The sequence below is a fragment of the Stutzerimonas sp. CXK-1 genome, from assembly GCF_057738225.1.
Genome location: NZ_CM173217.1, coordinates 3,632,829 through 3,648,484, shown reverse-complemented (window position 1 = coordinate 3,648,484; position 15,656 = coordinate 3,632,829). Strand labels below are relative to the sequence as shown.

Sequence of the window (15,656 nt, the reverse complement as noted above, 5' to 3'; positions counted from 1 at the left end):
GTCGGGCAACCTGCAAGTATCGAATTCTGAAGGAGTTGGCAACCATGTCCATGGCCGATCGTGATGGCGTGATCTGGTACGACGGCGAGCTGGTGCAGTGGCGCGATGCGACCACCCACGTGCTCACCCACACCCTGCACTACGGCATGGGCGTGTTCGAGGGCGTGCGGGCCTACAACACGCCGGCCGGCACGGCGATCTTCCGCCTGCAGGCGCACACCGACCGCCTGTTCGACTCCGCTCACATCATGAACATGAAGATCCCGTACAGCCGTGACGAGATCAACGAAGCGACCCGCGCTGCGGTGCGCGAGAACAACCTGGAAAGCGCCTACATCCGCCCGATGGTGTTCTACGGAAGCGAAGGCATGGGCCTGCGCGCCAGCGGCCTGAAAGTGCACGTGATCGTCGCCGCCTGGCACTGGGGTGCGTACATGGGCGACGAGGCGCTGGAGCTGGGTATCAAGGTGCGCACCAGTTCCTTCACCCGTCACCACGTCAACATCACCATGACGCGCGCCAAATCCAACGGTGCCTACATCAACTCGATGCTGGCCCTGCAGGAAGCGATTTCCGGCGGCGCCGACGAGGCGCTGATGCTGGACCCCGAAGGTTACGTGGCCGAGGGTTCTGGCGAGAATATCTTCATCATCAAGGATGGCGTGATCTACACCCCGGAAGTCACCGCCTGCCTGAACGGCATCACCCGCGGCACCGTGCTGACCCTGGCCGCCGAACACGGCCTGAAGGTGGTCGAAAAGCGCATCACCCGCGACGAGGTGTACATCGCCGACGAAGCCTTCTTCACCGGTACCGCTGCCGAAGTCACGCCGATTCGCGAAGTCGATGGCCGCCAGATCGGTGCCGGCCGCCGTGGCCCGATCACCGAGACCCTGCAGAAGGCCTACTTCGACCTGGTCACCGGCAAGACCGCCGCGCATGCCGAATGGCGGACGCTGGTCAAGTAAGCGGCGAGCGCCAGGCGGCAGGCCGAGCAGCCAGTGGCTGCGTTTCGGCTTGCGGCCCGACGCCAGAGGCCTGAAGCTGCCCCTATGAACATCCTGATCATCGGCCCCAGTTGGGTGGGCGACATGGTGATGGCGCAGACGCTGTTCATCTGCCTCAAGCACCAGCACCCGTCCTGCAACATCGATGTCCTGGCCCCGGAGTGGAGTCGGCCGATTCTCGAGCGCATGCCCGAGGTCCGCCAGGCGCTGAGCTTTCCGGTCGGCCACGGCGTGCTCGACCTGGCGACCCGTCGCCGGGTCGCCCAGGGTCTGCGCGGTCAGTACCAGCAGGCCATCCTGCTGCCCAACTCGCTGAAGTCGGCCCTGGTGCCGTTCCTGGCGGGCATTCCCAAGCGCACCGGCTGGAAAGGCGAGATGCGCTACGGCCTGCTGAATGACCTGCGCAAGCTGGACAAGGCGCGTTATCCGCTGATGATCGAGCGCTTCATGGCGCTGGCCTTCGAGCCGGATGCGGCCTTGCCGCAACCCTATCCGCACCCGCAGTTGCGAATCGAGATGCACAGCCGCGATCAGGCGTTGGCCCGGTTCGGCCTGAGCCTCGATCGGCCGGTGCTGGCGTTGTGCCCGGGGGCCGAGTTCGGCGAGTCCAAGCGTTGGCCGGCGGCGCACTTCGCCGAGGTGGCCGAACGCAAGATTCGCGAGGGCTGGCAGGTCTGGCTGTTCGGCTCGAAAAATGATCATCTGGTAGGCCAGGACATCGTTCAGCGACTGATTCCGGGGCTGCGCGAAGAAGTGGTCAACCTGGCCGGCGAGACTTCGCTGGCCGAGGCGATCGATCTCCTGTCGTGCGCTGACGCGGTGGTATCGAACGACTCCGGGCTGATGCATGTCTCCGCTGCTCTGGGGCGGCCGCTCGTCGCGGTGTACGGTTCGACTTCGCCGGCCTTCACGCCGCCGCTGTCCGATCGCGTCGAAACGGTACGGCTGGGGCTCGAATGCAGCCCGTGCTTCGATCGTACCTGTCGTTTCGGTCACAACAATTGCATGCGCGAACTGCTGCCCGAGCAGGTGGTCGAGGCGCTCGAGCGCCTCGTGCCGCAGCCGGTCGAGGTGCGCTAGGTGCGGGTGTTGCTGATCAAGACTTCGTCGCTCGGCGATGTCATCCATACCTTGCCGGCGTTGACCGATGCGCAGCGGGCGCTGCCCGGCATCCGCTTCGATTGGGTGGTGGAGGAGGGCTTCGCCGAGATTCCGGCCTGGCATCCGGCAGTGGCGCAGGTGATCCCGGTGGCCATCCGCCGCTGGCGCAAGCACCCGCTGCAGACCTGGCGCTCCGGCGAATTCCGACGCTTCAAGGCGCGCCTGCGGGAGATGCACTACGACCTGGTAATCGATGCCCAGGGCCTGTTGAAGAGCGCCTGGTTGACCCGTTACGTGAAGGCGCCGGTGGCCGGGCTGGATCGTGATTCGGCGCGTGAGCCGTTGGCCACGCGGTTCTACGACCGCGCTTATGCGGTGCCGCGCGAGCAACATGCACTGGAGCGCGTGCGCCAGCTGTTTGCCCAGGCGCTTGGATATCCGCTGCCGGTCGGTACCGGCGACTATGGGCTGGAGCGCTCGCGCCTGGCCAGCGGCAGCGAAGAGCCCTATCTGCTGTTCCTGCACGGCACTACCTGGCCAAGCAAGCACTGGCCGGAGGCCAACTGGCGCGAACTGGCCGAGCGCATGTGCGCGTTTGGCTGGGCGATCCGTCTGCCGTGGGGCAATGCCGAGGAGAAAGCTCGTGCCGAACGCATCGCCAGCGGCCTGCCACAGGTCGCGGTGCTGCCGAAGCTGAACCTGGCCGGCGTGGCTGGCGTGATTGCCGGCGCGCGCGCCTGCGTGGCGGTGGACACCGGCCTCGGTCACCTGGCTGCGGCGCTGGATGTGCCCTGCATTTCGCTCTATGGCCCGACACGGCCTGGCCGCGTCGGTGCCTACGGCCGCTCGCAGGTCCACCTCTGTGCCGATGGGCCGAATGCCGGTAGCGGCGATCGCCACAAGCCCTGTTTCGATGATCTGCCCGCCGAGCGCGTGGCTGCCGAACTCAAAGCCCTGCTGCGGGCGGAGCCCGTCTGATGCAACTGGCCTTCATCCTGTACAAATACTTTCCCTTCGGTGGGCTGCAGCGCGACTTCATGCGCATCGCGCTGGAGTGCCAGCGGCGCGGCCATGCCATTCGCGTCTACACGATGATCTGGGAGGGCGAGGTGCCGGCCGGCTTCGAGGTGCTGGTGGCGCCGGTCAAGGCGCTGTTCAACCACACGCGCAACGAGCGCTTCACCGCCTGGCTCGAGCGCGACCTGGCGGCGCGCCCGGTCGACCGCGTGGTGGGCTTCAACAAGATGCCCGGGCTGGACGTGTACTACGCGGCAGACCCCTGCTTCGAGGACAAGGCGCAAACGCTGCGCAACCCGCTCTATCGGCGCTGGGGCCGCTACAAGCACTTTGCCGAGTACGAGCGAGCGGTGTTCGCTCCCGAGGCGAAGACCGAGATCCTGATGATCTCCGAGGTGCAGCAGCCACTTTTCGTCAAGCATTACGGCACGCCGGCCAGGCGTTTCCACCTGTTGCCGCCCGGCATTGCGCAGGACCGTCGGGCGCCGGCGAACGCCGATGAAGTGCGCCGCGAGTTCCGCGATGAGTTTGACCTGAACGAAGACGATCTGCTGCTCGTGCAGATCGGTTCAGGCTTCAAGACCAAGGGCGTCGACCGCAGCCTGAAGGCCGTCGCGGCGCTACCTCGCGAGCTGAAGAAGCGCACCCGGTTGTTTGTCATCGGTCAGGATGATCCCAAGCCGTTCCAGCTGCAGGCCAAGGCGCTGGGCATTTCCGATCAGGTCGCCTTTCTCAAGGGGCGCAGCGACGTGCCGCGTTTTCTGCTCGGCGCCGACCTGCTGATCCATCCGGCCTACAACGAGAACACCGGCACGGTGCTGCTCGAGGCGCTGGTCGCCGGGTTGCCGGTGCTGGTTACCGATGTCTGCGGCTACGCGCACTACATTGCCGAGGCCGATTGCGGGCGCGTCGTACCGAGCCCCTTCGCCCAGGGTGCGTTGGACCGCGCGCTGGCCGAGATGCTCACCGACCCGGCGCAGCGGGCGACCTGGAGCCGCAACGGGCTGGCCTTCGCCGACACCGCCGATCTGTACTCCATGCCGCAGAGAGCGGCCGACGTGATTCTCGGGGATGCGGCATGAGCCGGGTTCGAGCTCTACTGCGCCGGGTGGGAAGCGGCGTGGTGATGTCCAGCTGCGCGCGTGGCCGGCATCACCGCTGCAAAGGTACGGCGGATGCCCGCCGTCCGCAGGCGCCGTCTCGGGGCAGGCCATGCAACTGATCCTCTCTGAACCCTTCAAGTCGCTCTGGCAGGGACGTGATGCCTTTGCCGAGGTGGAGACGCTTCAGGGCCAGGTCTATCGCGAGCTGGAAGGGCGGCGCACGCTGCGTACCGAGGTCGACGGGCGTGGCTATTTCGTCAAGATCCACCGTGGCATTGGCTGGGGTGAAATCGCCAAGAACCTGTTCAGCGCCAAGGCACCGGTGCTCGGTGCCGGGCAGGAATGGCGTGCCATCGAGCGGCTGAAACAGGCAGGCATCCCGACGATGACGGCCGTTGCCTATGGTGAGCGTGGCGCCAACCCGGCGACCCAGCACTCGTTCATCATTACCGAGGAATTGGCGCCGACCATCAGTCTCGAGGACTACAGCCTCGGCTGGGGCGAAACGCCGCCAGCGCCGCCACTCAAGCGCGCATTGATCCACCGTGTCGCCGAGATGGTCGGTGGCATGCATCGCGCCGGGGTCAATCACCGCGACTGCTACATCTGCCACTTCCTGCTGCATACCGATCGTGCGGTGACGCCCGAGGATTTCCGCCTCTCGGTGATCGATCTGCATCGCGCCCAGACCCGTCGTCGCACGCCGCGCCGCTGGCGCGACAAGGACCTGGCTGCCCTGTATTTTTCCGCGCTCGATGTCGGCCTGACCCGTCGTGACAAGCTGCGCTTCCTGCGCGCTTACTTCCGGCAACCGCTGCGCCAGGTGCTCAGCGACGAAGCTGCGCTGCTCGGCTGGCTGGAGCGCAAGGCGGAGAAACTCTATCGGCGCAAGCTGCGCTATGGAGACGCGCTCTGATGGCCGGCTGGACCCTGGCGCCGGCTTACGCCGAGCGCTCGGTGGAGTTCGGCAGCCTGGAGGCGGTCTTCGCCTTGCAAGGCGAGCGCCTGACCCGAGACCCGCTGTCGGAAGTGATCCGGATCGAGCGCGATGGCGTGCGCTACTACGTCAAGCGCTATGTCGGGGCGGGCAAGGGCGTGAGGCAGTACCTGGGCCGGCCGCGGGTCAAGGCCGAGTGGCAGAACCTGCGGCTGTTCGAGCGCTGGGGCATTCCCACGGCCCCTCTCGTGGCCTATGGCCTGGAGCGTCGCGCGGGGCAGTTCGTGCGCGGCGCGCTGATCACCCGCGAGATCCTGTACTCCGAAGACCTCGCGCAGCTGGCGAGCGGCCGTGACCCGCGCCTGGCGGATCGGCACTGGGTACAGCGGGTGAGCCTGCAGCTGGCCCAGGCGACCCGAACGATGCACAAGCACTGCTTTGCCCACAACGATCTGAAATGGCGCAATCTGCTGGTCAACCGGGACGCCGAGCTGTACTTCATCGACTGCCCGACCGGCGCGTTCTGGTGGGGGCCGTTCCTGCAGCGGCGCATCATCAAGGACCTCGCCTGCCTGGACAAGGTCGCCAAGTATCAGCTGAGCCGGACCCAGCGCCTGCGTTTCTACCTGCAATATCGCCGACGCGCGCGCCTGGGCGCGGCGGACAAGCGGCGCATCCGGCAGATTCTCCAGTACTTCCAGGGGCGCGAATGACGTGAAGGACTACATCGCAGCGGGTGACGCCGCCCTGCTCGAACGCAACGGACTGGCCGGTTTCGATGCATTGTGGAGCCTGCAGCTGCAGGCCGTGGACGAGCCGAACGTAGAGCGTGGCGGCTGGAGCAGCGTGTTTCGCCTGGAGCTCGAGGGGGCGGGGTTCTACCTCAAGCGGCAGAGCAACCATTTGACGCGCACCCTGAGCCATCCCTTGGGGGAGCCCACCTTTGCCCGCGAATTTCGCAACATTCTGCGCTATCAGCGGCGCGGAATTCCGGCGCTGCAGGCCAGTTTCTACGGTGCTCGGCGGGTCGGCGCGGAACGCCGTGCGGTGCTGCTGACCCGCGCGCTGGACGGCTGGAACGACCTGGACAGCTGGCTGGCTCGCTGGCAGAGCCTGGCCGAGGCGGAGCGCCTGGCGATCACCGAGGCCGTAGGCGGTCTGGCGCGCCAACTGCACGAGGCCGGGCAGATGCACGGCTGCTTCTACCCCAAACACATCTTCCTGCGCCCGGCTGCCGATCGGTGGCAGGCTTGCCTCATCGATCTGGAAAAAACCCGTCCGCTCCTGTTCGGTCGTCGCGATCGCATCAAGGATCTCGAACCGCTGTTCCGGCGTGCCAACCCCTGGCACGAGGCTGAGGTGCGGCAGGTATTGAGCGCCTATCTGGGCTCTGAGTCACTCGTCGCCAGCTGGCTGGCGCAGCTGATTGAACGGCGGCGCGACAAGGAGCGGCGATGAACCTGTCGCAGCTCGCCGATGCCGGGCGCTGCCCGACGCTGCCCTGTCGTATCGAACTGGGGGACGGCGACGCGCTGACGATCGAGTCCTGGCTGCGCACCTTGCCCGGTCAACGCTATGTCGGGCGCGCACGCTGGAACGACCGGCAGGTGCTTGCCAAGCTCATGGTTGGCGACAAGGCGCGGCGGCACTTCGAGCGGGAGCGTGACGGTGCGCGGCTGCTTGTCGGGCAGGGCCTGCCGACGCCGCGCGTACTCGCCGAGGGTTGGCAGGAGGAAGAGGGCGGCTGGCTGCTGTTCGAATACCTGGAAAATGCTTGCAGCCTCTGGGACGCCTGGCGTGAAGTCGAGCGCGAGGTGCCGCTTTGCCCGGCACAGCAAGCGATACTGGCCGAAGCGCTGACCCTGATCGGCCGAATGCATGCCTGTGGGCTCTGGCAGAGTGATCTGCACCTGGACAACCTGTTGCGCCAGCATGATCGCCTGTTCATCGTCGACGGCGGCGGCGTGCGGGCCGAGACGCCTGGCCGGGCGCTGTCCTCCGGCCAGGCCCTGCAGAACTTGGGGGTATTCTTCGCCCAGCTGCCGGCCGAGCTGGAACCCTTCATCGAGAGCCTGCTGGCCCATTACCTGCTCGCCAATGCCGAGCATGCGCTGTCGCTCGATGCGTTGCTCGACCAGGTGCATGAGGTACGCCGCTGGCGGGTGCGCGATTACATGAAAAAGCTCGCGCGCGATTGCTCGCTGTTCAAGGCGGAGATCGGTCCCTTTGGCGCTCAGGTGGTGCGCCGCGACGAGGCGTCTGGTCTGGCGGAACTCCTGGCCGACCCGGACCGCTTCATTGCGCAGGGGCAGATCTTCAAGACCGGCGGTGCGGCCACGGTGGCGCGAGTGGCGCTGGCCGGCCGGCCGCTGCTGATCAAGCGCTACAACATCAAGAACCCGCTGCACTGGCTCAAGCGCTTCTGGCGCCCCAGCCGCGCCTGGCACAGCTGGCTGCAGGGCAATCGGCTAGACCTGCTCGGCATTGCCACGCCCCGCCTGCTGGCTGTCAAGGAGCAGCGCTGGCTGTGGGCGCGCGGGCCGGCCTGGCTCGTTACCGAGCTGCTCGAGGGCGAGGATCTCATCGCGCGCTGGCGGCCCTATGTCGAGGATCACCCGCCGGAAGCGGAGCTGCGTGCCCTGGAACGCCTGCTGCTGGCGCTGATCCGGGAACAGGTCAGCCATGGTGATCTGAAGGGGCACAACCTGTTCTGGGAAGACGGGCGCTGGGCGCTGATCGACCTCGATGCGGTACAGCAACACCACAGCCGCGCCGGCTTCGCCCGCGCTTTCGCCCGGGATCGGGCGCGGCTGCTGCGCAACTGGCCCGTCGAGTCGAAGCTGTATCGCCTGCTCGATCAGCGCTTGCCGCGGCTTTGACGATCCTCTGCCCATCGGGGTGGATCGCTTTGGCGCAGTTACGTTCGTCGTGATGTCTCGCGGCTGCCGGTGCCGTTATAATTCGCCACTTTCTTTGCGGTCGCTGAGTCGGCTGCGTCCGATCTGTTTCGCGACAGCCTTTGGCTGTCGCACGTACAAGAGGCTATACCGTGGCACTGACGATTCTCGGTTTGTCCGGCGCTCTCAGTCATGACCCTTCCGCTGCGCTCTATATCGACGGCAAGCTCATAGCTGCGGTCGAAGAAGAGCGCTTCGTGCGTGACAAGCATGCCAAGAACCGCATGCCCTACGAGTCGGCCAAGTTCTGCCTGGAGCAGGCGGGCATCAAACCGGGCGACGTCGATGTCGTCGCGATTCCGTTTGCGCCCATCAGCATCTTCGAGAAGGCCCGCTGGCACTACGCCAAGCGTTATTGGTACGCGCCGGACCGCGCGCTAGACGCGATTCTCATGGGCAACCGCCGCTACCATCGCTACAAGAAGCGCATCCAGTGGTGCCTGCAGCAGCTCGGTTTCGATCTGAAGAAGGTCCGTATCGAGCCCGTCGAGCACCATCTGGCCCATGCCTCCAGCGCCTACCACTGCTCCGGCTTCAGCGAGAAGACCGCGATCATGGGCATCGACGGCAAGGGCGAGTACGCCACCACCTTCTTCGGCTGGGGCGAGAACGGCAGGATCCACAAGATCAAGGAATTCTACGACCCGGATTCGCTGGGCGGGCTGTACGGCGCGATCACCGAATACCTTGGCTTCGAGATGCTCGACGGCGAATTCAAGGTCATGGGCATGGCGCCCTACGGCGATGCCGCCAAGTACGACTTCTCGCGCCTGGCCAAGTTCGAGAATGGCGAGCTGGTGATCAACACCGACTACGCCAACGTCATTGGCTTCCGCCGCTATAAAGAGAAGGGCAAGGGCTACTACTTCTCGCCCAAGCTGATCGAGTGGCTCGGCCCGAAGCGCGAGGGCGACATCGCCGACGACCCCTACATTCACTACGCCGCCAGCATGCAGGCGCTGTTCGAGAAGCTGGCGCTGGAGATGATGGACTACTACCTGGGTGACATCATCCGTGAAACCGGCAAGATCGCCTTCGCCGGTGGCTGCGCGCTGAACGTCAAGCTGAACCAGAAGATCATCGCTCGCGATGAGGTCAAGGAGCTGTTCGTTCAGCCGGCTTCCGGCGACGCCGGCACCGCGGTAGGCGCTGCGGCCTATGTCTCCGTCGCGCGCGGCGTGCCGGTGGAAAAGATGGAGCACGTTTACCTCGGGCCGTCCTACTCCAACGAGGACGTCATTGCAGCCTGTGCGCGCCACCCCAACAAGCCGGTGTGGAAGAAGATCGACGACACCCCTGCGCGCATCGCCAGGATCATGGTCGATGGCAATCCGGTTGCCTGGTTCCAGGGCCGCATGGAGTTCGGCCCTCGCGCGCTTGGCGGCCGTTCGATCATCGGCTGCCCGAGCGTGCCGGGCGTGGCCGACCGCATCAACGAGCAGATCAAGTTCCGCGAGCGCTGGAGACCCTTCTGCCCGTCGATGCTCGACACCGTGGCGCCGCAGATGCTCAAGGTCGATCACCCGAGCCCGTTCATGACCTTCACTTTCGAGGTCAATGAAGAATGGAAGAATCGTGTTGGCGAGGTGGTCCACGAGGACGGCACCTCCCGCGCCCAGGTGCTGGAGCGCCGCCACAACCCGCGCTGGTACGACCTGATGCTGGAACTGGAAAAGCTCACCGGCAACGGCGTCTCGCTCAACACCTCGCTCAACCGCCGCGGCGAGCCGATGATCTGCTCGCCGACCGATGCGCTGAACATGTTCTATGGCTCCGACCTGCAGTACCTGATCATGGAGGATGTGCTGGTCGTGAAGGATGGGATGGATTGGTATGAGCACGCCTGACTTGTTGATCAGCGTGGTCATACCGGCCTACAACTACGCGAAGACCCTGCCGCGCGCAGTCGAGTCGGTAATAAGTCAGCTAAGCGAAGATAGCGAGCTGTTGGTGATTGATGACGGCTCTACCGACGAAACACCTGCCGTGCTTGCCGAGCTACAGGGCCGATATCCAGGACGCTTTCGCGCGATCCGCAAGCCTAACGGAGGTCTTTCCTCCGTGCGCAATTGCGGTATTTCAGAGGCCGCAGGGACCTATCTGGTATTTCTGGACGCCGACGACGAGTTGGCGCCGGACGCCATGAGGCTGCTGAGCGAGCATCTCAAGCAATATCCGAACACGCGCATGGTGATCGGCGGCCATTGGGCGGTATGGCCCGACGGAAAGCGCCGCAAGCATTTGCCAGCGTCGCTACCGGCAAATCGTCTGGAGCGGTTGCGGGGGTATTTGTTGGACAAGACCATCGGGCTCGCCAATGGCGCGTCCGCTATCCATCGTGAAGTATTCCGGCTCGGGACCTATCCCGAGAGTTTTCGTAACGCCGAGGACATTCCGGTCTTCAGCCAAGCGCTGGCAAACTTCGACTGCACGATTCTTGCTGCACCGATGGCATTGATCTACAAGCACGACGACAGCATGCGGCACGACATCAAGCAGGACTGTGCAGTTGGGCTTGCCGTCGTCGAGGAGGTGTTTGACAAAGGGCGAGTGCCTGCGTTCATGGCATCGTTGCGTAGACCCTTCAAGGCTCAGCGCTGCCTCTCGCTGTTCCGCGGTCTGTTGAGCGCCGGGCGGTTTGCCGAAGCGCGCGACATGTATCTCCAGGCGATCGGCACTGACTGGCGGGTGATATTCAAGACGTCCTATACACGCAAAGCGCTACGGCTTTGGCTGAGCGGAAAGCGCTGAGCGTGAAAAGCTCCGTGGAGCTGACGTTGCGCCAACTGCGTGACTTCGTGGTTAGCGAGCCAGTACGTCGCGGAAAGGGGCGAGTGGCGGCCTGGCGGCTGCGCTCCCGGTTGGCAGTCAAGAGCCTGCTGGTTCTCTTGTTGTCACTTGGTCGCCGGGTCCCGGTAGCGTCATGCGATGTCCTGCTGATTCATCCTTCACGTAAGTCCTATGAGCAAGGTCGGAAAGCCGCCCTTCTGCAGGCGTTGAGGTCCAGCGGACTCCACGTCGAGGAGTTTATCGAAGAGTCAGATGATGTTCTGATTCGGGCCCGGCAATTCGCCAGGCCCGCCAAGTCAGTCCCGTTCCTGTTGTATTGGCACGCTGCGCACGCTGCGTTTCTGTTGCGACGTTATCGGGCCAAGGTGGTGCTGACCGAGCGAAACGGGTGGATAGTACCAAGCTTCATCAAGGCCTTACGCACCGAGGGGATGCGAGTGATGCATATGGCACATTCGGTGCCCTCCGGGCAGTCTAGTCGTTATGCCTATTTTGACTACGACTACTACCTGATGTTTGGCAGAAGTTCCTACGACTATCTTTCTTCGCTTGGCGGGGCTTTTGGTGAATGCTGCGCTGTCTTTGGGGGGCCGTACTATCTGACCGATCAAAAAAAAACCGTGTTAGTCGATAGAGGCAGTCAACGGACGCCACGTTTGCTGTTCCTCGGCTCGGGACCCGATTACGAGCCTACTGAGTCCTATCAGCAATATTGCAACTGGGTGTTGAGGTGGCTCGAGCAGCATCGAGATGCAGCGCTTTCGGTAAAGCTTCACCCTCGCGGACATGGCAAACCCTGGTTGGATTATGCAGCTCGTTCCGAGCGAATCACGATTTTGGATGCAGACGAGACGCTTGAGCAGTGCGCTGGGCGCTTCGATCTTGTGCTGTGCGGCTATACCAACGCCGTCCTGGATGTAGCTCGGGCCGGAGTGCCTTTTGTGCTGCTTGGGCAGGGCGAGGATCATTTTTCGGTTGCGCGATATGGGCTTCCCGTAAGCGTTGACGAGGCCCATTTGGCGTCATGCGTCGAAAGCGTTCTTTCTCAGCCGGAAAAGGCGAGAGGGCGCTTGTTCGAGTTCCTGAACTATCACATAGGCCATGCCGACAAGCCGCTTGAGTCGCTAGTGCATAGCGTGCGACTGGCGGCGAATGGCTCGGAGCTGCCTGGTTTGCGTTTGTCTGCTCCGCCCCCCGGATATCAATAATTAAATTTATGAAAGTTTTTTTTCTCGGCTTGGCTAAGCACCAGATTAAGTACTTCAGCGCCGTTCTTGAGCAGTCCGAGTTGACCGGAACGGTTGTCACGCCTGCGACATTGCCCTTCCCATCGATCTTCGATCTGCGACGGGCGTTCTATCAGGTGGAGTGGAGTCGACTGGTACGGGAGAAGTGTGCCGAGCGGGCGAAGAAAGGGCGTTATCGCGGTGCTGTATATCGGCTTCTGCTTAGGTTGGAGTTGCTGGTAATGGCGCTCCGTTTCGGACGTCTACTGCGCAAGGAACGGCCTGATGCGGTGGCAGTGTGGAATGGCAGCCACCGCTATTGTGCGCTCTTTACGAGCATGTGCGAGGCGCGCGTGCTGAAACTATATTTCGAGAATGGTCTGCTTCCGGGTACCACAACCCTCGATCCACGTGGTGTGAATTATCGCAACTCTGTACCTAGAGATCCTGAGTTCTATCGAAGCTATGCAAGGCGACACCCCGATCGACTTCGCGGTGTCCAAGCGGTAACCCTGGTACCGCGGCAAGCAAAGCGTCAAAGCCAGTCTGTCGAGCTGCCGGGCAGTTATATCTTCATCCCGTTTCAAGACGACTGGGATACGCAGATCAGGCTGTTCTCGCCTTGGATAAGCGACATGCGCGAGCTGTTCTCCTTTGCCCAGTTGGTGGCGCAGCGCAGCGGAAGGGTGGTGGTTCTGAAGGAGCATCCGTCGAGCCGTGTGAAATACCCCGACCTTGTCACGCGGGCTTCAGACAAGGTTATCTTCGCCAACGGCAACTCCACACAGGAGCTGATCGAAAACGCCGATTGCGTCGTTACGATCAACTCGACGGTAGGCCTTGAAAGCATTCTCTTGGCAAAACCCGTGCTGGTATTGGGGGAGGCTTTCTATGCGATCGAGGGTATTGCGGCCAGTGCGCGAAGTGCCGAGGAAGGTCTCGCTTTGCTGGAAACGCTGCCGTCTTGGGGGGTAAGCGAGGAGCTGCGGCAGGCGTTCATCAGCTACCTGCGTGATGAGTATTGCGTGCCGGGTCGTTGGCAAGAGGCTAAGCAAGAACATTATGCGGCCGTCGTTAAACGAATCAAGAGTTTGGTGGAGTAAGTATGGAATCGGCGGTAAAAGGGATGATTTTTGTACGGCTGATGCTTGCGATTGGGTTGTACCTGCAGTTGGCCGGGCTTTGTTTTATTTCTGATGGTAGTCGTTACGCTACCATCACTAACATAATGCTGTTCGCGCCCGCACTTATCGCGCTCGTTTTCTTTAGGTCAGTATGGCCGCCGTTCAATAAGAAAGCGTTTGGCCTGTTGGTGACCCTGTGTGCATGGGTGACCTTCGTTGCCGTATTCAACGAGGGGAGTGTAGGCACGCCCTGGCGATGGCTGCGGTTGCTTCTTTACGTGGGGCTCTATGTGCTTGCTATCGGCCTGGTCATGCAAAGCAGAAATCTCTGGCGGTTCCTGCTTATGGCTGTAGTCGTTACTGCAGGCATTTTTGCATGGCTCAGTCTGATCCAGGCGCTGCTCATCGACGATCGAGGGTTCGGCTTCAGGACCTTCAGGCTGGATTCCTGGTCTGGTCATGAAATGGCAGATTTCGAAAATCCTATCGTGTCCGCCTTGTACTTCGGAGTGGTTGCGATTGTGGCGCTTTTTTTGTCGCTGCGCGAAAAGGGTGGAGCCAGGCTTTTGTCCGTGGTTGCATTTATCGGTGCATCGGCATATTGCTATTTCACCTACTCGCGGGGAGTCTGGCTTGGTCTCTTGGCTGCGGTTATGACTTTACTTGCAGTGTCGCTTTCTGCGCGACAGTTTCGCGTGTTGCTGTGTGTCGTTATTCCTCTGGCCGTTCTCGGGCTGTTTTTTCTTGGGAAAGCGGGTGGGATAGACGCAAGTTATAGAGACCAAATATTCTGGCAGTGGTGGTCGAAGATCGATAGCTTCTGGTTGTGGGGAGCTGGCGCCGGAGCCGATCCGAATATCTGCATCGAGGGAATTAAGCGCTGTTTCAATCAGGCCCACAGCCTTTATCTGCAGATATTCTACGAGTACGGATTTCCCGGCCTGGTATTGCTTCTTGGTTTGATGGCTGCGCTTCTGGTAGGCGGGTGGCGCTATCGTTCCGAGGAAAATTCCGCCTCGCTCGGCCTGGCGCTGATGGTGTTCGTTATCGTTGTTTCCGTTGCAAACTTTTATGTGATTTTTCTGCGCCCTGGAGTGTACTGGATTGTGTTTTGGCTGCCGGTGGCAATCCTCATGTGCGCAGGAGCGGGGCGCACGAGGTCCGAGGTTCAATGATGTCGATGTTGAATAGCATGAAGCGATACTGGTGCCTGGAAATATTGGGCGGCGAACAAGAACGGTTTTCGTGGCGTCGTATCAGGCAAAAATGCAAAAGAAGCAATCGCTATGCTTATTTGTTCTGGTTTCGCGTCGCCTATGTGCTTCACGCAGACGGTGGCCGTTTCTTGAAACGGCGCGCCAAGATGCTGAACGAGCGAATTAGCCGGAAGTACAACGTAGAGATCATGCTTGGTGCAGCGGTTGGTGAAGGCTTATGGATTGCCCATACCTCAGGTATCGTAATTAGCGCCTATTCTAAAATTGGTAGGAATTTCAAGGTTTGGCAAGGGTGTACAGTTGGAATAAAAGGTGGCGCGGGGGAGAAGTCGATAGTTATTGGGGATAATGTCAGTCTTTGCGTTAATTCATGTGTCATCGGCGATGTTATTTCCATTGCCGATAATGTGGTAATCGGCGCGATGACCTTGGTGAACAAGGATATTTCCTGCCCCGGCACCTACGTAAACAAGAGGGTTCTAGAGCGTTTCGGTTGTGATGCTGTGGTTGACCTGCCCGGCGCATGATCGGCTTCTTGTCTTTTCGCTAAGCGCTCCTATAAAGCTTGAGAAGCTGTTCAAAGGGGAACTGCTCAAGCTTTTTTCTTTTTAGATGATTGCGTAAGTGACAAAAGTTTCGTCTTGTGAGGCTTTCGTTTAGAGGTCTACGCTTCTTGTGCAAGTCAAGGACGTCGATCAGGCCAAATGAACCGTTCGGGAGCAGGATGATATTGCCGATGTGCAATGACCGGAAATAGATGCCTTTGCTATGCAGTCTTTTGATGAACGCGGCTAAATCAGGCAAGTGCTGATCGATTCGTTCCGGTTCGGCGCGAAAGAGGGTTTCTATCGAGACACCAGGCAGAGGTTGATATAGGCAGCCGCTCAGGCCTGCGTGCTTGTCAAGCCAGAACGTTTCCAGAATTTCAGGAGCACTGAAGCCAGCGTCGTGAAGCACGGCAAGATTTCTGGCGAACCGCTGTGCCGAGGGGAAAAGGCGAGCCAGAAAAGGGTGTCGGCGAGTATGGAAGATCTTTAGAAAGCTTCCGTCTTCCAACGCCAGAACTTTGGGACCCCGCGCGTCCCTTTCGAGTACCTTGCCTTCCGCCAGCCAGTTTTCCAACTCCTGCGCTGTTACAATCCGCATCTTGTTCCTCTAGCCAGTCGTATGGGGCTGC

The 15,656-nt window shown here is 61.7% G+C and carries 15 protein-coding genes; 14 read left to right on the top strand and 1 reads right to left on the bottom strand.

Going from position 1 to position 15,656, the window contains the following annotated elements; translation table 11 throughout:
- The first annotated feature begins 44 nt into the window (after positions 1-44).
- The 14 genes from ilvE to AC0KXH_RS17360 all read left to right on the top strand — a co-directional run bounded on the left by ilvE (position 45) and on the right by AC0KXH_RS17360 (position 15,006).
- The gene (ilvE, locus tag AC0KXH_RS17425) at positions 45-968 is read left to right on the top strand and encodes a branched-chain-amino-acid transaminase (protein ID WP_041108220.1); all 924 of its coding nucleotides are present in this window, start codon (positions 45-47) and stop codon (positions 966-968) included.
- Positions 969-1,052: 84 nt separating this feature from the next.
- Positions 1,053-2,087 carry a lipopolysaccharide heptosyltransferase II gene (gene waaF / locus AC0KXH_RS17420; RefSeq protein WP_395764054.1) on the top strand — a complete coding sequence of 345 codons (1,035 nt, stop codon included), beginning with the start codon at positions 1,053-1,055 and terminating at the stop codon, positions 2,085-2,087.
- Positions 2,088-3,086 carry a lipopolysaccharide heptosyltransferase I gene (waaC, locus tag AC0KXH_RS17415; protein WP_488223778.1) on the top strand — a complete coding sequence of 333 codons (999 nt, stop codon included), beginning with the start codon at positions 2,088-2,090 and terminating at the stop codon, positions 3,084-3,086.
- Positions 3,086-4,207, top strand: a complete 1,122-nt coding sequence (locus AC0KXH_RS17410) for a glycosyltransferase family 4 protein (protein ID WP_165562634.1) — start codon at positions 3,086-3,088, stop codon at positions 4,205-4,207. The genes waaC and AC0KXH_RS17410 overlap by 1 nt, the downstream gene beginning before the upstream one ends.
- Positions 4,208-4,337: 130 nt before the next feature.
- Positions 4,338-5,144, top strand: coding sequence for a lipopolysaccharide core heptose(I) kinase RfaP (rfaP, locus tag AC0KXH_RS17405; protein WP_237145661.1), 807 nt, complete (start codon positions 4,338-4,340; stop codon positions 5,142-5,144).
- Positions 5,144-5,878: a lipopolysaccharide kinase InaA family protein gene (locus AC0KXH_RS17400; protein ID WP_488223777.1), complete on the top strand. Its 735-nt coding sequence runs from the start codon at positions 5,144-5,146 to the stop codon at positions 5,876-5,878. The genes rfaP and AC0KXH_RS17400 overlap by 1 nt, the downstream gene beginning before the upstream one ends.
- 1 nt (position 5,879) lies before the next feature.
- Positions 5,880-6,623 carry a lipopolysaccharide kinase InaA family protein gene (locus AC0KXH_RS17395; protein ID WP_165562637.1) on the top strand — a complete coding sequence of 248 codons (744 nt, stop codon included), beginning with the start codon at positions 5,880-5,882 and terminating at the stop codon, positions 6,621-6,623.
- Entirely contained in the window at positions 6,620-8,044 is a 1,425-nt protein-coding gene (locus AC0KXH_RS17390) for a lipopolysaccharide kinase InaA family protein (protein WP_488223776.1), read from the top strand. The genes AC0KXH_RS17395 and AC0KXH_RS17390 overlap by 4 nt, the downstream gene beginning before the upstream one ends.
- 170 nt (positions 8,045-8,214) lie before the next feature.
- Positions 8,215-9,969, top strand: coding sequence for a carbamoyltransferase family protein (locus tag AC0KXH_RS17385; protein WP_043222237.1), 1,755 nt, complete (start codon positions 8,215-8,217; stop codon positions 9,967-9,969).
- Complete coding sequence (locus AC0KXH_RS17380) at positions 9,956-10,873, top strand: glycosyltransferase family 2 protein (protein WP_439931845.1); 918 nt, start codon at positions 9,956-9,958, stop codon at positions 10,871-10,873. Before AC0KXH_RS17385 ends, AC0KXH_RS17380 begins: the two co-directional genes overlap by 14 nt.
- A 2-nt stretch (positions 10,874-10,875) precedes the next feature.
- On the top strand, positions 10,876-12,120 hold the full coding sequence (locus AC0KXH_RS17375; protein WP_488223775.1) for a hypothetical protein: 1,245 nt from the start codon (positions 10,876-10,878) through the stop codon (positions 12,118-12,120).
- An 8-nt stretch (positions 12,121-12,128) separates the two neighbouring features.
- A complete protein-coding gene (locus tag AC0KXH_RS17370; RefSeq protein ID WP_488223774.1) occupies positions 12,129-13,241 on the top strand; it encodes a capsular polysaccharide export protein, LipB/KpsS family in 1,113 nt (370 codons plus the stop codon).
- Between the two features lie 2 nt (positions 13,242-13,243).
- Complete coding sequence (locus AC0KXH_RS17365) at positions 13,244-14,437, top strand: O-antigen ligase family protein (RefSeq protein WP_488223773.1); 1,194 nt, start codon at positions 13,244-13,246, stop codon at positions 14,435-14,437.
- A 17-nt stretch (positions 14,438-14,454) separates the two neighbouring features.
- Positions 14,455-15,006 (top strand): LbetaH domain-containing protein, encoded by a 552-nt coding sequence (locus tag AC0KXH_RS17360; RefSeq protein ID WP_488223772.1) that lies wholly within the window; start codon positions 14,455-14,457, stop codon positions 15,004-15,006.
- Between the two features lie 19 nt (positions 15,007-15,025).
- On the opposite strand, the gene AC0KXH_RS17355 is transcribed toward AC0KXH_RS17360, so the two are convergent.
- Positions 15,026-15,625 (bottom strand): phosphotransferase, encoded by a 600-nt coding sequence (locus tag AC0KXH_RS17355; RefSeq protein WP_488223771.1) that lies wholly within the window; start codon positions 15,623-15,625, stop codon positions 15,026-15,028.
- Between the last annotated feature and the right edge of the window lie 31 nt (positions 15,626-15,656).